We start from the raw sequence: 18,864 nt of genomic DNA, 5'->3' as shown, positions 1-18,864 counted from the left end.
ATTAAGTGTAGGTTATTATTTTTTAGTTTCGTTTTTGTTCAAGATCCTGTTCTATAATCTTCATTTGTCTTTCGTGCAACGGATAAAAAAGAATGAATACCATCGAGATAATTGCAGCTGTGGCGGGTAATAGACTTAGCATAAGTTTAATCCCTGTTTGTGCAAAGGCTGTTTGCAGAACATTTGCCTGAAATCCGAAGAATGCTAATAAGGCACCGCTCGCCCATCCGCCAATAGCCCATCCTAATTTCTGAGACATTGAAGATGCTGAAAAAATAAGCCCTGTGGCTCTCCTGCCCTGTTTCCATTCGGAATAATCAGCAGTATCTGCATACATTGACCACAATAAAGGAAATATACTACCGGCACATATACTGATGATAAACTGGAGAGCCAATACTCCGCTGATACTATTCTTTCCTAAAAAGTAAAAAAGTATACTGAAAATGGCGGCAAAAAGCATAGAAAAGAAAAATGTTTTCTTCTTGCCTATTTTATTGGCTACAGGAGTTGCTGCAATAACACCTATAATGTTTGCCGCCTGTCCCAGTACAAGGTATACTGTTGTTAGGGAGATTTGCATTCCGACAAAAGAAAGCATATCTGTATCGGATTTATCCAGGTAATATTTGAAATAATAGATGGCAACTCCATCCCTGATCGTATTGAATAATAATGTAGCAACACCAGCTCCCAATAATATCCACCAAGGCTTGTTTGCAAAAAGATCTTTCAGGTCATTTTTCAGTGTGGAATTATTTTCTTTTACAGGGATTATTCGTTCCTTGGTCCCTGCAAAGCACAATAAAAATAAGATTGAAGCTATAATACCAAAAACAACCATAGCATACACCCAGCCCATTGCAAATGTAAGAGTTCCGTCTCCGAAGATCTTTACTAAAGGTTCTATCAGCCACAATGCAACAAGACTACCGATAAATGCAAAAACCATTCTGTAAGAAGCAAGTGCTGTACGTTCTTTAGGATCTGAAGACATAACTCCGAGTAATGATGCGTATGGTACATTGATAAGGGAATAGACCATCATCATTACCGAATAAGTAATATACGCATAAACGAGTCTACCGTTTTCACTAAAATCCGGTCTGAAAAATGTAAAAATGCCCATTACTGCAAATGGTATAACTATCCATACCAGAAATGGGCGAAACTTTCCCCACCTTGTAGATACACGGTCTGAGATAAGGCCGACTACAGGATCGAAAAAGGCATCCCATACTTTGGTAACCAGAAACATGGTGCCGGCGGTAGCTGCTGTGATGCCAAATACATCGGTATAAAAAAAGAGTAAATACATGCTGAAAATTTTCCAGAACATGGACGATGCTGCATCGCCTAATCCATAGGCAATCTTTTCTTTTACTTTTATTTTTTCATTCATGAATTAGGCTGTTATCGGGATGATAAAAATAGTACCAGAAGGAATACGAACATAATACTTTTTTGACATTAAATAATACAAAATAATCAATGTATAAATAATGTTCATTGTGAATGTGCATGAAAATTAAATTATTTATAATTTTAAGTTAACAAACTGTTTTATAATTATTGATACTTTTATGACCTGCAAATTAATTACTACAGAATTTGGCCATGCTTAATAATCTGCTCCGGGAAATAATACCTTTAACATCAGGTGACTGCTTCACTATTTTTACCCGTGTAAAGTCGGACTTCGACTTTCCACTCCATAGTCATGAAGAAATAGAACTGAACTTTATTCATAATGGTAAAGGAGCAAGAAGGATTATTGGAGATCACATTTCGGTAATCGATGATTACGAGCTTGTAATGATCGGCCCCAATCTGCCGCATATGTGGGAAACTTATGAATTTGAGGGCAAAGAAATGACAGAAGTAACGATTCAGTTTCATAAGGATTTTCTTGACGAAAGATTCCTGAACCGGAACCAGATGAGCTGTATGAGAAAAATGATAGAATTATCGTCCAGAGGAATATTATTTTCTAAAGAAACAACTCAGAAAATAATGCCACGTTTGCTAAACCTGGATCAGAAACAGGGATTTGATTCCGTTTTAGAATTGTTATCGGTGTTGCACGATCTTTCTACATCCAAAAATATGCAGACACTGTCTGATAATATTTTCTTCAATCAGGAATCTTATAACAGCAGACGAATTCAGAGGGTAATGGAGTACGTTAACCATCACTTTCATCAGAATATTTCTTTAGGTGAAGTTGCTAAACTTGTGAATATGACGGAGATGTCTTTTAGCCGCTTTTTCAAAAGACGTACAGGAGTTACATTTATGGATTCATTATTAGAATGCAGACTGGGAAATGCGTGTAGAATGCTGATAGATACTACTCAGTCTGTTTCAGAAATTGCTTACCACTGCGGTTTTAATAATATTTCGAACTTTAACAGGCTGTTCAAAAAAAGAAAAGGCTGTACCCCAAAAGAGTTCAGACATGATTACAATTTTTATGGAAACCGTAAATTTATCTGACTCTTTTTATGGTATTTAAGTAAATTAAATCTTTCTATTTCTCCCTATTGATTGGGTATTTCGGATTTTTTGGTATTTTTAGGACTTTAATTAATATTCGCAATATATAATCATTTAATGAAAACATTATCAGAAATTGAACAGCTGCTTGCTGACGGAGATATTGAACAGGCTAAAATTGCAATTCACGAATTATACAAAGAAAACCCTAACGATACAGAGATTCTGCATATGTTTATTCAAACCGAATGGGCATGGGTAATGGAGAATCAGCCTGAAGCAAATTATATTCAGGATAGTATAATACCCTATATTCAAAAATTAATACAGCTGGAGAATGACAATGCTATGAAGTCTCAGCTTTTGTCCTATCTTGATTTCCAGAATCCTGTTATTCCGGAAGAAGATGTATTGCGCTATCTTAATGATCTGAAAAATGATCCTGTATATGAGGCTCAGGCAACAGACCTTTTCATTTACTATAATGATGTGAACGAAAAGCATGATGAGCTTATTCAATGGATCGATTACGGATTGGAGAATTACAAAAAATGGACACAGGATTCCAGAGAGCTTCAGGATGCTGAAATGTCCAAGTATCTGTTTCATAAATTCAGATATCTAAAATATCATAATACTCCTGTTGCTGATATTTTGCAGCTGATCAGCAAAAACATGCATAATATTTTGCTTTTTAATGAATTCCAGTATTTTGAATTAGCGGATTTTATATACGAGAATTCAGATTATCATTTGTTAGGGAAACTATTGTGTAAGGTTACAGAATTAGAAAATACAGACGAAGAAGTGCATAATGAGCTTGCACTCTGGGAAAGGCGTATAGACAAAATCCTTAGAAATGGATTTGAGGATGAAAAGCTTATGTATTTTGTTCTGCTTATCCAGAAGAATTATGGGGAACTTAATGATATTACAGAAGCAGACCATCTGGAAAATTGTCAGTTTTATATTGCTGAGTATCCTAACTCTAAATGGCCATTCCACTTTGCAGGGACTATGAAGTTCAATGAGCAAAGATATGAAGAGGCCCTTACCTACTTTAATGAAGCATTACAATTGGGAGGCAATTCCACGGCATTGTACAGATGGATAATCTCCTATTATCTTGTGAATGGTATACTTCCGGAACAAACTTATGCTGTAAATGATATTCCGAATGAATGGTATAACAATGGCGTATGTATATCGGAATTTTTGGACGAACATAAACTTTCGGGGCGTCACGAAGCTTCAGAGATACTGGAGTTATTCTACCTGAATGCTTACAACGGATTAGAAGATTATTTCTATGAAAACCGCTATGAAAGTCATCCTTATACAACTCCACATCTTTGGGCGATGTGTTGTAATAACCTTGCTATAGCTTATATCGGAACCGAAGATTTGGAGAAAGCAGAAGCTGCAGCAGCGAAAGGACTTGAACTTTCTGAGTTTTATGAACTGCACGATACTTTAGCAACGATATATGAAAAGTTAGATAATTTTGAGGGTGCCAGAAATCAGTATGGAATATTAACTTATGAATACGGACCTGAATGTTTTGATGAATTCAGGTATCTGCATTATGAAGCTAAAAGAATAAAGTATGCTACAATATTAGGCGAACTGGAAAATCCGATGGAAGTTCTGAAAGAACGTCTGAAAAATTATGAAGATTATGTTAGCAGAAATGGCGTAAATGAAGAAAACTCTGTTGAACTTTATAACCTGTCCAATGCCTTGGATTTAGGAGTTTCGCACTTGGTACAAGATTATTCTAACTCCGAAAAAATTGAATTCTGGAATCAATTTACATCGGAATTTCCGCAGAATTCTAACCCTTATTACATGCTGATGCAGGCCTATAATGAAGAAGGAAGATATAAAGAAGCTGTTGAAAGTGGAGAGCGTTTTCTGGAGCTAAAAAATCCTGAATGGTTATATGAAACAGATAAAATAAAAGCCTATTATCAGATTGGTAAAAATGCATCCTTTATCAATGATCATCAAAAAGCTTGTAACTATCTATCAGAAATATTACCAGTTTTGAGGGAGAATGAATTTATGCAGGATTCGGAGAGTACTCTTTTATTTTATCTGGTACAGAGCAGCCAGCATGCGAGAAGTGCCGATGAAACGATTAAATGGGCAGAAGAGCATGAGGCTTCTTATGATAAATTCGGATATGACCGAGATGAAGACTGGGCAATGATAGAAGTACTGAAATCTCAGCAGTTGCTGAACCAGAAGAAAAGAGAAGAAGCTTTAGAAAATGTACAGAAAATACTTTCTCTTTTCCCGAATGATGAACGTGCTTTAGTCCTTCAGAAAGAACTGAATAAAAAAGGTGGATTCTTTTCAAAATGGTTCTGATCCGGCATTCCGTGTATCAGATATAATTGTTATCTTAGGCTAAAAATATTAATATGTCATATTACCCAATTCACACCATCCCCGATTATTACCTTATAGACGATTTATTAACAGACGAACACAAACTCATCCGACAGTCTGTGCGCGAATGGGTAGATAGTTTTGTAATGCCAAAAATTGATGATGCAGCACAGCATCACAAGGATATTCCGGATCTTATGAAGGAGCTCGGAAAAATCGGAGCTTTAGGGCCATATATTCCGGAAGAATACGGAGGTGCAGGATTGGATCAGATTTCTTACGGACTGATTATGCAGGAGCTGGAACGTGGTGATTCTGCGGTTCGTTCGGCAGCATCAGTACAATCATCATTGGTGATGTTTCCTATAAATGAGTTTGGCTCGGAGGAACAAAAAAAGAAATATCTTCCTCAATTGGCTATTGGTGAGATGATTGGTGCTTTTGGACTGACAGAACCCAACCATGGATCCGATCCGGGCAGTATGGAAACTCATTTTAAAGATATGGGAGACCACTACCTGCTAAACGGTGCAAAAATGTGGATTACCAATGCTCCATTATGCAATATTGCTGTAGTGTGGGCTAAGGGTGAAGATGGTAAAGTAAGAGGTCTTATTGTAGAGCGTGGAATGGAAGGCTTTACAACACCTGAAACTATTAATAAATGGTCTTTACGTGCATCTAAAACCGGAGAATTGGTATTCAGAGATGTAAAGGTTCCTAAAGAAAATATATTGCCAAACGTAATTGGGCTTAAAGGTCCGTTATCTTGCCTCAACTCTGCCCGTTATGGTATATCCTGGGGTGTTATTGGCGCAGCAATAGATTGTTATTGTACAGCTGTACAATATTCAAAAGAACGTATCCAGTTTGGTAAACCTATTGCTTCTTATCAGCTTCAGCAAAAGAAACTGGCAGAATTCCTTACGGAAATTACCAAAGCACAGTTGCTATGCTGGCGTCTTGGAACTCTGAAAAATGAACACAGAGCTACACCTGCACAAATATCTTTGGCGAAAAGAAATAATGTGAAAATGGCGATCGATATTGCCAGAGAATCCAGACAGATTCTTGGTGGAATGGGAATTATGGGTGAATTCCCTATGATGCGTCATGCTGCTAACCTGGAGTCAGTGATTACCTATGAGGGAACTCACGATGTACACTTACTCATTACCGGAAATGATATTACCGGAATAAATGCTTTTTAAAAATTGAAAGATTCGGATAAAGATTTTATAACTTTCTGGGAACAGAAAAGACAAAAAGGAAGAACTAAATATGCATTGTATGACGGACTGAGATGGTCTTTGTTTACAGTAGTTTTTGTTATTCTTTTTCAATATTTTGTATTAGAGACTACAGATCCTCAAAACCTTTGGCTGTCAATAGCAATTAATGTAGTTGTTTTGCTGGCAGCAGGCTTTGTTCTGTATTATTACTTAATGTGGATGCTTTATGAACGAAAGTATCTGAAATTAAAATCCTCGACAAATGAGGACTAGTTTTATGAATTTAAAAACATTTCCGCTTGTAGCGGTTTTACTTATAGTTTCATGTAAGAAAAATGAAGGTACTGTATCTTCAGAAGCTAAGCCAGATTCTTCTGCTATTATCGCTTCCGATTCAATAAAGGTTAATCATCCAAAGAATACGGGACAGATGATTACAGCAGACTTCTATGCCTATGAGGAAATTGGAGATTATCTTTACCTTCTGATTAAGGATAACGGAAAAATTGAAAGTTTTGTAACTCAGGCTGTCGATAAAGATCTTAACCGTGGAGACCTGGTAGAAGTTAAATGGAAAAAAGGTCAGATTGAGATTGCCGGGGACAATGACCGGAAAGAAGACAGCAAAATGTTGGTTTCTGTAAAGAAGGTTAAGGATGGTGCATTGTCTCTTTTTAAGCAGCGTTATACAAAACCTGTAAAATATACATTTGGTCAGGACCTTGATTTGTCAAACGAAGAAAGAGATGATATTTACAATAATGTACAGTATTATCTGGCAAATACCAAAAATAAATTATTATTGCTTCATCTGAAAAAAAATGAAGAACTCACCTATTCTATTGAAGAGCGAAATGAACAAGGCAAAGATTATATTGTTTTAGGTTTGGGTGTGGAATTTGAGAATCGTTTCAGCGTAGCACAATGGCTTTATATTGACCAGCGTAATGGAGATTTGTATGAATATGATCTTCCAAATGATAACCTGGTTCCTTTTAATTAGATTTTAATTCTTTATCACATAAAAAAGCTCTGCAATTGCAGAGCTTTTATTTTGTCCGAAAACGGACAATTAGTGTTCATTTTCAGACACTTTCCAATGGTGTTTAAAATTTAATTTATTGATTTTGAATTAGTTATAAACTTATTTCTAATTGGTATTATTTCGGTTATATAGCCGATATACAAAAATTAATATACTTAATGTAACAGGGCTTTGCCTTCTGTTGTGTTATGATTAAAAGTAAAAATTATGAAGAAGAATTATATTTTAATAGGATTAGTAACTTCAGTTTTTTCGTTTGCACAAAGCATACAGGGAAAGCTGAGTTATGAAAACAAAAAACAAATTCCGGATTCTGAAATTATATTATCTAAGGGAACTGAAAAAATAACCGGTATCAGCGATGCTGAAGGAATCTTTAATATAAAATTGAAAGAAAACGGAACCTACCAGATTGAAATCTTCAGAGATGGTGAGAAACTATTATCTGAAAATATAGCAATAGAGGGAAATATAAACAGAAATTTTCTGATTCCGTTACCCAAGACTACTGAAACCAAAGTTGAAGGTGTTACAGTAACAGGAAAGAAAAAGCTAATTGAAAGAAAAGTAGATCGCCTGGTTTTCAATGTTGAGAATTCAGTGGCATCACAAGGATTAGATTTGATAGAAGCGCTGGCCAAAACACCGATGGTTCGTACTACAGATGAAGCAATATCAATTGCTGGTAAAAGTAATGTTGCAGTAATGGTAAATGATAAGTTGCTTAATCTTTCTGGTCAGGAATTAATCAATTACCTGAAGACACTAAGATCGGATGATATTGCCAGAATTGAAGTAATCACTACTCCACCTGCACGTTTCGAGGCAGAAGGTAAAAGTGGACTGATCAATATTATTTTGAAGAAAAATACCAATCTGGGTTGGAATGCGTCTTTGCAATCTTCCGGAAATTACTATTTCGGCAGACCAACCGTTTCTAGCAGAAGTGGTTTAAGTTTCAATTATCAGGGTAAGAAGCTTTCAGTATCTACGAATCTGTCTACTGGAGACAATTACTGGCAGGGAAAAGCTTATACCTATAATTCGGGTAATGGAAATAATAACTACTGGAATACTGATGAGAAAACCTCTTCTAACTATCGCTATAAAAGTGGGAATGTAAAAACGGAATACAAGATAAATGATAAAAATCTGATAGGTGTTAGTTACAACTATTCATTTAGCAATCCATTGGAACAGGCGCAAAATGCTACGAGTATAAGAGATGAAAGGGGTGATCGTACATTTGCATCAGATTCGAATAATAGAAATAAGAGAAATGTACATAATGCTACAGCTTTCTACGATCTAAAACTGGATTCATTGGGTAGTAAGCTGAGCATCTCTGCCAATATGATGATTAATAATTCTAATGCGAATAACTATTATAATACGATAACCAGTACAAAAACTTCTACTTTCGTTAATCCTGTCAGTCAATATAAAATCTATTCGGGCCAGGCAGATTTGGAAAAGAATTTTTCCAAAATAAAAACGGAATCCGGAATCAAGTTTACGAAGATTAAAAACGATTCAGAATTTAATTTTTATGATATTCTGAACGGACAGAATGTATTCAATACAAAAAGAAGTAACAATTTCTTCTATAATGAAGAGAACTATGCCGCTTATATTTCAACGAGTTTTAAAATCAATGATAAATGGGATGCCAAAGCAGGATTGCGTTATGAATATACCCACCTGAAAGGTTATTCACCGAACGAGAATCTTACATCCACCAATAAATACGGAAAGTTCTTCCCTACAGCTTATGTAAGTTATAAGCCCAATGATAATCATTCATTCTCAATTAATTACTCCCGGAGAATCAGCCGTCCCTATTTTGGAAACCTGAATCCATTCAAATATTATACTTCGGATTTTGAATACAGTACAGGAAATCCTTATTTGCAGCCAACGTTTACGGATAATTTAGAGTTTGGTTATGTACTGAAAAATAACCTGAATATAACGGCTTATTACAATTATACCAAAGCGAACTGGGACAGAGTCCAGATGATAGAAGATGGGTTAAAGTACAGTACAACGCTTAATTTTTATAATCAGAATAGTGCCGGAATTAATATCAGCTACAACTATAATAAGCTGAAATGGCTGGAATCTAATATTTTCGTAAACGGATATTATGCTAAATCGAAATCTTATATACCACAGGTAATTTCAGGAATGTCGGGTTATGGTGCCAATTTTAATCTAGATAATAATTTCTTTCTGAAAAAGGATAAAAGCCTTACGTTTGTATTCGGATTGTGGAGCAATATTCCGGAACGTAGTGGTAATACCTACTTCAACGGAAACTTTTCTGCATATACAGGGCTAAAAGCAAGTTTTTTGGAAAAGAATTTACTATTTAATTTAACGGTAAATGATGTTTTCAATACCAATCGCTCAAAAGGTACTGAATATTATCAGGACTTTAATTCGGAGTATTATTACAAAGGCATTACACGAAATGTGAACCTTTCTGTTACTTATAAATTCGGGAATAATAATGTGAAAGGCGCTACCAAGCAAGTTAAATTTGAAGAACAAAACAGAGCTGGCGGAAATAACTAGTATATATTCTAACTAATAATCAGGATTGGATAAAGTATAGGATAATGTTGGGACCAATTCCGCATGAATTCTGTTATCTTTGCAAAAAAGAAGTCAAATGAATTGTCCTTGCTGTTCGGGAAAAACCTATGAAGAATGTTGTGCACCTTTTCACAGAAAAGAAAAACATGCACCTACTGCTGAAGCGCTTATGCGTTCCCGTTATTCGGCATATGCTATTCCCAACGGAGAATATCTGATGGAAACCACTCATCCAGGAAAACGTAAATTCCATGACAAAGCGGATATGCAGGAATGGGGAGAAATGAACCAATGGACAAAGCTGGAAATTGTAAGAACTCCGGCATTAAATCATGTTGAGTTCAAAGCTTATTTTATCAATTCAGAAGGCCAGGAACAAATTCATCATGAGTTTTCCTATTTTCAGAAAATGCATGACCGCTGGTATTATGTATCAGGGGATTTTATGGAGTAATCAGGATCAAACAAAAGTTTAAAAATAAACCATGGTAGGATGTCTTACCATGGTTTTTAATTTATCTAAAATTGATTGCAATTTTTTTCAATATTGGTTTTATTTCGCTTTTGAAAGTGCCATTTTTATTGCAAGAAAGGCTAATACACTTGCCATAAACCATTTCTGAGCCTTTATCCATGTTGGGTTCTTTGCAAAGAATCGTGCGGCTTGAGCAGCAGTTAGTACAATGATAAAGTTGATACTGAAACTTACAAATACCTGTATAATCCCCAGTTCCAGACTCTGAGTAAAAATGGAACCATATTGAGGTTTGATAAACTGTGGAAAGAAGGACAGATAAAAAACAGCTACTTTAGGATTGAGAACATTTGTAAGAAAGCCTACGGTAAATAATTTACCGGGACGATCTATTGAAATATTCTGGTCAACTTCAAAGATATTTTTACTGTTTGGTTTAATTGCCTGATAGGCTAAATACAAAAGATAGATTGTTCCTAAAGTCTTTAGTACAACATAAGCATATGGTACAGCGAATAATACTGCTGTCAGCCCAAAAGATACCATTACGATATGAAACAGGAATCCACAAACAACACCTGCAAGTGATGTAAGACCTGCTTTTCTTCCCTGTGTTATGGTTCTGGAAATCAGATAAATCATATTAGGACCCGGACTGATCACTAAGATAAAAGCTGCTATAATAAAAAAGATAAGATCGTGAATTGGTATCATTTTATCAATATATTTTTAAAAATTGCTTAGCCCCACCCTGCGCTGTCCTCTTCAACAAAGTCCTTCTCCGGATTCAGAATATCCAGTATAATAGACTTTACCGATTTCATTGGTAGTTCGAGATCTGATTTACTAATATAGCTGTCTCCGGATATATTTAGCATTTTGGGACCCTCATCAGGTGCCACAAAGCTCCATATACCACATTGTACTTCCTGATCCGGAAAAGCTCCGGAAGTCAGTGCACAATGTGCATAGATAGATAGCTGAACTTCCTGCTTGTATTTTTTATCAAATAACTGCGTGTCCTCATCCTTTTTAGGGTTAGACTTTACATTCAGGTCACCCGCTTTAGCACTTTTGTAGTCGATAATGCGAAGTGTTCCGTTGAAGCGATCTATTCTGTCGGCGAAACCATTAAAGCTTATTTTATCCTGCTGCTGATCATCCAGATAAAAATTAGCATGAATATTATGCTCCAGAGCCAGAATTTCCAATGAGTTTCCTTGCTCTACATCGTCCAGATCTTTCTGAATGATATTCTGAAGTGTTCTTTTAGCAACCGATTTATGTATGTAATTCATTCCGCGTTTATAATAATCCGGGGAATGTTTTAGTTTTTCTACAATAATATAATCCAGTGACTCCTCTACTTTATTCTGAGCCTGTTTAAGATCTGCCGTTGTCAGCTTTTTATTTAGTAAGCTCTGGTAAAGATAATCCAGTGTATAGTGCACAAGATTACCAAAGTTACGAACAGAGATCTCTTCTTCCAATTCATCTGGAAGTCTTGTGTTCAGAATCTGATTCAGATAGAAATCCAATGGATTATAGAGATATGCATTGAGATGTGAAGGTGAAACTTTCTGTTTCCAAAGTTCCAGCTTTTCCAATACCAATGGTGTTTTTCTAATGCGTATCGGTTCCTGATTCACTGGTTCGGAAGAGCTGTCTACAACATAATTTTGTATCTGGTGTTGACTTTCCATTTCGATCTGGGTAATGAAACGGCTTTTCTCACCAATATTTACCCCACTTGTAAGTCCGTTGAAGAGCATGTATACATTTTTTGCTTCCTGAATCAGTCGGTAAAAATGATATGCATAAATAGAATCGTTTTCAAGAAAGGTGTTCATTCCGAAATTCCGGCGGACATCGAAAGGTAGATAAGTATTCTGAGTTCTTCCCAATGGTAGTTTACCCTCATTTATAGAAAGCATAATAACATTCTCAAAATTCAGCAAACGGGTTTCCAAAAGTCCCATAAGCTGTAATCCCGAAAGAGGTTCCCCTTCAAAATCTATGGTTTCGGTGCTTACGAGTTGGTTTACCAGTACTTCCAGAGTAATGATGTCTACAAGGAAATCATATTGTTGTAACTGATTTTTAAGGCTTATAAAAGCCTTTTCGAAGCTCGATATATTTTCATAATCTATATCATTTATCTTTTCAAACTTACATGAGATGCAAAAGTCGATCAGTGTATCCAGATAGACTTTTGGATCATTTGGTTTGGTCAGTAAATTAATATAAGATATGCCTCCTAACAGTTCATTAAATAATTTTCTGGATATATAAACCAGATTCCTTTCTTCCAGCTGCTCCAGAAAACCTTTTATAATAGGTTCATCCTCTTTCTTGTATGGTAATTCCTCTAACAATGGAACAAGGTCTGCATAATAATAAGACGAGCTGTTTTTATCCAGTTGTTTTTGCAGATAAAAAAGCTTTTTCATGGCCACACTGAATGATAAATTCTTCAGCGGGAATCCCATTGTAATATTCAGACTCTTCACCAGATGCTGGAGACTTTCCAGTGTTGGTGGCAGCAGATTTTCGTCCAGAAGAACAACTGCTGTGTTGCTTAGTTCAGGATTTCGTTTCCGAAGGTCATCCAGAATATGTGGAAGAAGTTTTGTCTGTGCGATATTTCCGGAAACTTCGAATACCTGAATATTTTTGTTTTCTGAAAAATGATTTTCTATCCAGCTGAAAGGTCTGTATTCGTTAAACTCTTTCCAATGTTGATGTTCGCGCAGAAATTTGCCAGCTTCCTGGCGTCTGTCCTTGATGTAGTATTCGTCTGCCTGAAAAAAACATAATGCCTTATCCCATTGCAGGAGATTTCTGACTAGCTTTTCTTCTACAGGTGTAAAGGCATTAAAACCACAGAATACCAATTGTAGTTTTGTGGTTTCAGCAAAGTGGCTTACAGTTTCTTTTACCTTTTCATGAATAATTCCGGGAGTTGCCAGATTTTCCTGAAGCAATTCTTTTTTCAGTAGCGGAAGAAAAGAATTCATTTTCTGCCAGAAGTTCAGGTTGCGTCGGTGCGGCTTATCATCACCAAGCAATTCGCCCCAGTTCTTTATACGTTCGTCAGAAAGCATAAATTCCAGAACCGGAGTATCACTTTTAGAAAATTTCAACATATCATCCCAATCCTTTAAAAGTGTTGGGAACCATTTCAGGAAAGACTGTATATCCTCTTTCGCATCTATTTTACGATAGGTTTTGTAAGCGAAAAGCCATAACGGAATACCCGAGATCTGCTGTAGTCCGGATATTTCTGTAATTAGCTCATCAATAGTCTGAAATTTTGGCAGTATTCCTTCGTATTGTTTCTCTGCCAGAATCTTTTTGATAAAAACTGCCGGACGTTTACCCGGAAGTATAAAGGTATAGGCATGGAGAGGTTTGTCCTGCTGAAGGAGACTGTCAACAATTTTGTTTAGAAAACTATGTTGGGTAGTTTCAGACATCTTTTATAAAATCTTCAAAGTCCTGGTAAAAGTTTTCGAAGGCAGTCATTTTTTCTACAAAAAACTCAAAAGTTTCCTGCCACGAATTTTTATTGAAGATACTTACATTTTCTTTCTGTACCCAAATACGGCTTATTTCTTTTCCGCTTTCCAGAAAGTAATGCTCTTCCATAATAGCATCCGGAAGATAATCTTCTCTTAATAAATTTTCCAGAGATTCAATTTTCTCATAATAGGCATTTCTGAAAAGCTCGTCTTTCATTTCTATATCTAATGAAACTTCTGCTTTCTTGTTGTCTGCGTAAAATTTGAAAGAAAAATCTTTGATTTTTGTATCATATAAAAGCCACTTTCGGGGAAATGATTTCCCGAAAGCTGTCCAAAATTCTGTCTTCAGTTGTGCCGCTTCTTGTTTGGAGAACATATTAAGTGTGAACCTTTTATTTGTTTTGTTTAATGCTAGCTATTTGTCTGGCTATTTTATACTAAACCTCACAGGTTTTTATGCCCATGAGGTTTGTTTTATACTATACTGAGTGAAGTCGAACTGTTTTAGTTATCGTCTCCTTCCTCAAACAGATTTCCTATTGTTCCATCATCATCAAAATCCTCAGAAATATCCGGAATTTCTTCAATTACTTCCTCCTCTTCAGGTTCAGGAATTGTAATATTGATGGTTCTTATTTTGTCTTTTGACAATTGGTTTCCTAATGCTTTAATACCTTTTACAGTAATAAATTCATCTATCAGTACTGTTTCCGGATCTTTATCTTTTCCTTTTTCTTTACTGAAGATCAGCTCTGCTGATGCATTTTTACCGGTACTTACCCATTCTACAAAAGATTTAGGGTGTTCCGACGGGAAGAATAGCTGTGGATTATTTGTGCTTTCCAATAAGAAACGCTTTACAAAATAGCGTTCTTTCTCACCATCATAATAGATACAGCCTATTGACTGTTCCGGTTTCCATTTTTCAAGGATAATATATTCATCATCGAAACGGTTAGAAAGATCAAAGCTTACAAGGCGGGCCTCTCCTTTTGGTGTAACCAATAAGATTTTGTCTTCACCTTTGAAAGTTCCAAGGAAAGTACCTCTTGCATCTGCATTCAGCCTTCTTACAGCTTCATCAAACCATATTTTACGAGGAGCCAGTGTAGAAACACCTTCCTCCTTCATTTCGATCTTTTTAATCGGATATTTGGTTACCAGATTACCTTTAGAGTCTCTACCCTTGATTGCCAATTCGGAGAAATCTATATCCAGTTTGTTTTTACGGATACGGGCACTTGGTTTCAGTAATACATTTACAACTTCTGCTTCTCCATTTGCATTAGCAGAGAAGTAAAGTACTTCCGATCCTTTCTTATCTGATGCCAGATTATATTCGTTGCTTCTGATAACACCGGTAACGAAGAAACGCTTCATGTAATAAGGTCCTTCTTTGCCTTCGCGGTAGATCATATTATAAACTGTACGTTTATCATTTTTCTTCCAGATGCCGACATGCAGTATGTTTTTGCCGACAAAAGTTTTAGATTCTACCTTGGTTACAAGCATAGTACCATCTTTACGGAAGATAATAATGTCGTCGATATCCGAACATTCAAAAAGGAACTGGTCTTTTTTCAGAGAAGTACCGATAAAGCCTTCATCGAAGTTAGCATAGAATTTCTCATTCGCTACAGCTACCTTAGTTGCGTCTATAGTATCGAAAATTCTTAGTTCAGTTCTTCTTTCTTTATTCTTTCCGTATTTTTTCTGAATGTTCAGGAAGTAATCTATTGCATAAGTAATAAGATTCGCCAGATGATGTTTTACCTGCTCTATTTTCCCTTCCAGTGCTGCAATATTTTCCAGCGCTTTGTCCTGATCATAACGGGAGATTCTCATGAAAGGAAGCTCTGTTAGTTTGATAATATCTTCAACAGTAACTTCGCGCATCAGGTGCTTGGTAAATGGATTCAGAGCCAGATCAATAGCACTGTAAACTTCTTCTTTGGAAGCTCTGTTTTTAATCTCCTGATAGATCTCGTTTTCTATGAAGATTTTTTCAAGAGATGCAAAATGCCATTTCTCTTCAAGTTCCCCAAGTTCTATTTCTAACTCCAGTTTTAGTAATGATACTGTATGGTCCGTATTCATTTTCAGAATATCAGAAACATTCAGGAACATTGGTTTGTCCCCTACAATAACACAGGCATTTGGTGAAATAGTTACCTGACAGTCGGTAAATGCATATAATGCATCAATCGTTTTATCTGGTGATACATCCGGATGCAGGTGAATCAAAATTTCTACTTTATCCGAAGTGTTATCTTCAATTTTCTTGATTTTAATCTTCCCTTTCTCATTCGCCTTGATGATACTATCGATAAGGTCTCCGGTCGTTTTGGAGAATGGAAGTTCAGTTACAATAAGCGTATGCTTATCTTTTTGGGTAATTCTTGCTCTTGCTCTTACCTTACCACCACGCTGTCCGTCATTGTATTCAGAAACATCCAGCAGACCTTCTGTAAGAAAATCAGGAAATACCTGGAAAGGTTTCTTTTTCAGGTAGGCAACAGATGCGTTTACTAGTTCGTTAAAATTATGTGGTAAGATTTTAGTAGAAAGACCTACACCAATTCCCTCTACTCCCTGTGCCAGAAGCAAAGGGAACTTTACAGGAAGATCAATAGGTTCGTTATTTCTTCCGTCATAAGACTTAGACCATTCGGTAGTTTTCGGATTGAAGACTACTTCCAGAGCAAAAGGAGTTAGTCTGGCTTCTATATAACGGGCTGCAGCTGCACTATCTCCCGTGAATATATTTCCCCAGTTCCCCTGTGTATCTATCAATAATTCTTTCTGTCCGATTTGTACCATCGCATCGGTAATCGATGCATCACCATGCGGGTGATATTTCATCGTATTACCTACGATATTGGCAACTTTGTTATAACGTCCGTCTTCCAGCTCACGCATAGAATGCATAATTCTTCGTTGTACAGGTTTCAGTCCGTCATATACGGACGGAATTGCACGGTCAAGAATTACATAAGAGGCATAATCCAGAAACCAGTCCTGGTAAAGTCCGGAAACTTTCTTTAATGATTCTTCTGCGTGGTTTAAATTGTTTTCTTCCATTTATATTGGTAGCGCTGTATATTATATTATAAGAATAAGAGTTCGACATATTCAGGGTTTACTGCTATAATGCTACTAAACTAAGTTTTAGCGTTGTCACACTGAGCTTGTCGAAGAGTTTGATTATCCTTCTGTTTCTGTTACGACTTCTTCTTTCAGTTCCTTTTTCTCGATGTCTGTATCTTCTACAACAAGATTTTCCAGAATAAAGTTTTGTCTGTCTGGTGTATTTTTACCCATATAGAATTCCAGTAGCTGGTCTATTGTGGTATCTTTACCCATCACGACAGGTTCCAAACGGATATCTTTTCCGATAAAGTGCTTAAATTCATCCGGAGAAATTTCACCAAGTCCCTTGAATCGTGTGATTTCAGGATTTTTTCCTAGCTCATTCAATGCTTTTACTCTTTCAGCCTCGCTGTAACAATAACGGGTTTCTTTTTTATTTCTAACCCTGAATAAAGGTGTTTGAAGGATATATAAGTGTCCGTTCTTGATAACATCCGGGAAGAATTGTAAGAAGAATGTAATCATTAGTAATCGGATGTGCATACCATCGACATCGGCATCGGTAGCGATAATAACCTGATTGTAGCGAAGATCTTCTAAACTTTCTTCAATATTAAGAGCTGCCTGAAGGAGGTTGAATTCTTCATTCTCATAAACTACCTTTTTGGTCAGCCCGTAGCAGTTTAAGGGTTTACCTTTTAAACTGAATACTGCCTGTGTCTCTACATCACGGCTCTTTGTAATAGATCCGGATGCGGAATCTCCCTCGGTAATAAAGATCATAGTTTCCGATTTACGGTCGGCTTTCTGATCGTTATAGTGCTGACGGCAGTCTCTAAGTTTTTTGTTATGAAGCGATACTTTTTTTGCACGCTCACGAGCCAATTTCTGAATACCGGAAAGCTCTTTTCTTTCTCTTTCGGAAACGATAATTTTCTTTAGTAAAGCTTCTGATGTTTCTGGCTCTTTATGAAGGAAATTATCAAGTTTATTTTTAAGGAAGTCATTTACGAAAGTACGTACTGTAACTTGCCCCGGTCCCATTTCGTTACTTCCCAGTTTGGTTTTGGTTTGAGATTCGAAAACAGGTTCTTCTACTTTTATGGAAATAGCAGCGATAATAGATTTTCTTACATCGGCAGCTTCATAACTTTTATTATAAAATTCTCGAACAGTCTTTACAAATGCTTCACGGAAGGCATTAAGGTGTGTCCCTCCTTGTGTGGTGTTCTGTCCGTTAACGAATGAAAAATACGTTTCGGACTGAGATTTATCCGAGTGGGTAATAGCAACTTCAATATCATTGTCTTTCAGATGAATAATTGGGTAAAGGATTTCACCATCAATCTCATCCTGAAGGAGGTCTTTAAGACCATTTTCTGAAACAAATACTTGTCCGTTGAATACAATTTTCAGCCCTGGATTCAGGTAAGAGTAATTTTTAAGCATCTTTTCGATGTACTCTTTTCTGAAGCGGTAATTGGTGAAGATTGTATCATCTGGTACAAAAGTAATTTCGGTACCATTTCTTTCAGTAGTATCTGTCTCCGGAAAATCCTGTACAATAACCCCCTGACTGAATTCAGCTACTTTGGCTCTTCCTTCACGAACTGATTTTACTTTGAAAAAGTTAGAAAGGGCATTTACAGCCTTGGAACCTACCCCGTTCAGACCTACAGATTTTTTGAAGGCTTTGGAATCATATTTACCACCGGTATTCATTTTGGATACCGCATCCACAACCTTACCCAAAGGAATACCACGACCATAATCCCGGATAATGGCCTTACCTTCATCCAGTTTTATTTCGATCCTTTTACCAGAGTTCATGGCAAATTCATCAATCGAGTTATCGATGATTTCTTTTAAGAGAATATAGATACCATCATCGGCGGAAGAACCATCTCCCAGTTTTCCGATGTACATGCCGGGACGCAATCTTACGTGCTCCTGCCACTCGAGGGATCGTATATTATCTTCGGAATAGTTAACAGTAGTGTTTTCAGACAT

The 18,864-nt window shown here is 36.4% G+C and carries 13 protein-coding genes; 7 read left to right on the top strand and 6 right to left on the bottom strand.

The features are described 5' to 3' along the window. Positions 1–22 precede the first annotated feature (22 nt). Positions 23–1,402 (bottom strand): MFS transporter, encoded by a 1,380-nt coding sequence (locus C8J95_RS05800; RefSeq protein WP_107809394.1) that lies wholly within the window; start codon positions 1,400–1,402, stop codon positions 23–25. Between the two features lie 215 nt (positions 1,403–1,617). Here C8J95_RS05800 and C8J95_RS05795 point away from each other — a divergent pair, with 215 nt between their 5' ends. The 7 genes from C8J95_RS05795 (at position 1,618) to C8J95_RS05765 (ending at position 10,219) form a co-directional block, all read left to right on the top strand. Next, entirely contained in the window at positions 1,618–2,496 is an 879-nt protein-coding gene (locus C8J95_RS05795) for an AraC family transcriptional regulator (protein WP_107809393.1), read from the top strand. Positions 2,497–2,613: 117 nt separating this feature from the next. Further along, on the top strand, positions 2,614–4,869 hold the full coding sequence (locus C8J95_RS05790) for a hypothetical protein (RefSeq protein ID WP_107809392.1): 2,256 nt from the start codon (positions 2,614–2,616) through the stop codon (positions 4,867–4,869). A gap of 53 nt (positions 4,870–4,922) precedes the next feature. After that, positions 4,923–6,101 carry an acyl-CoA dehydrogenase family protein gene (locus tag C8J95_RS05785; RefSeq protein ID WP_107809391.1) on the top strand — a complete coding sequence of 393 codons (1,179 nt, stop codon included), beginning with the start codon at positions 4,923–4,925 and terminating at the stop codon, positions 6,099–6,101. Between the two features lie 3 nt (positions 6,102–6,104). After that, on the top strand, positions 6,105–6,395 hold the full coding sequence (locus C8J95_RS05780) for a hypothetical protein (protein ID WP_059153958.1): 291 nt from the start codon (positions 6,105–6,107) through the stop codon (positions 6,393–6,395). Continuing rightward, on the top strand, positions 6,385–7,125 hold the full coding sequence (locus C8J95_RS05775; RefSeq protein ID WP_255412727.1) for a hypothetical protein: 741 nt from the start codon (positions 6,385–6,387) through the stop codon (positions 7,123–7,125). The genes C8J95_RS05780 and C8J95_RS05775 overlap by 11 nt, the downstream gene beginning before the upstream one ends. Before the next feature lie 249 nt (positions 7,126–7,374). Next, positions 7,375–9,744 (top strand): outer membrane beta-barrel family protein, encoded by a 2,370-nt coding sequence (locus tag C8J95_RS05770; RefSeq protein ID WP_107809389.1) that lies wholly within the window; start codon positions 7,375–7,377, stop codon positions 9,742–9,744. Positions 9,745–9,841: 97 nt separating this feature from the next. Next, complete coding sequence (locus C8J95_RS05765; RefSeq protein ID WP_078677665.1) at positions 9,842–10,219, top strand: YchJ family protein; 378 nt, start codon at positions 9,842–9,844, stop codon at positions 10,217–10,219. Positions 10,220–10,318: 99 nt separating this feature from the next. Here the strand turns inward: C8J95_RS05765 and C8J95_RS05760 are convergent, their stop codons facing one another. The 5 genes from C8J95_RS05760 to C8J95_RS05740 all read right to left on the bottom strand — a co-directional run bounded on the left by C8J95_RS05760 (position 10,319) and on the right by C8J95_RS05740 (position 18,864). Beyond that, positions 10,319–10,954 (bottom strand): LysE family translocator, encoded by a 636-nt coding sequence (locus C8J95_RS05760; RefSeq protein WP_107809388.1) that lies wholly within the window; start codon positions 10,952–10,954, stop codon positions 10,319–10,321. A gap of 26 nt (positions 10,955–10,980) precedes the next feature. Beyond that, positions 10,981–13,716 (bottom strand): PD-(D/E)XK nuclease family protein, encoded by a 2,736-nt coding sequence (locus C8J95_RS05755; protein WP_107809387.1) that lies wholly within the window; start codon positions 13,714–13,716, stop codon positions 10,981–10,983. Then, a complete protein-coding gene (locus C8J95_RS05750; RefSeq protein WP_009088440.1) occupies positions 13,709–14,140 on the bottom strand; it encodes a DUF4268 domain-containing protein in 432 nt (143 codons plus the stop codon). Before C8J95_RS05750 ends, C8J95_RS05755 begins: the two co-directional genes overlap by 8 nt. A 128-nt stretch (positions 14,141–14,268) precedes the next feature. Further along, positions 14,269–16,845, bottom strand: coding sequence for a DNA gyrase/topoisomerase IV subunit A (locus C8J95_RS05745; protein WP_107809386.1), 2,577 nt, complete (start codon positions 16,843–16,845; stop codon positions 14,269–14,271). Between the two features lie 123 nt (positions 16,846–16,968). Further along, the gene (locus C8J95_RS05740) at positions 16,969–18,864 is read right to left on the bottom strand and encodes a DNA topoisomerase IV subunit B (protein ID WP_107809385.1); all 1,896 of its coding nucleotides are present in this window, start codon (positions 18,862–18,864) and stop codon (positions 16,969–16,971) included.

Source organism: Elizabethkingia sp. YR214 (genome assembly GCF_003058195.1).
Taxonomy (GTDB): domain Bacteria; phylum Bacteroidota; class Bacteroidia; order Flavobacteriales; family Weeksellaceae; genus Elizabethkingia.
The sequence above is the reverse complement of the archived record's forward strand: the minus strand, read 5'-3'. Positions and strand labels throughout refer to the sequence as shown.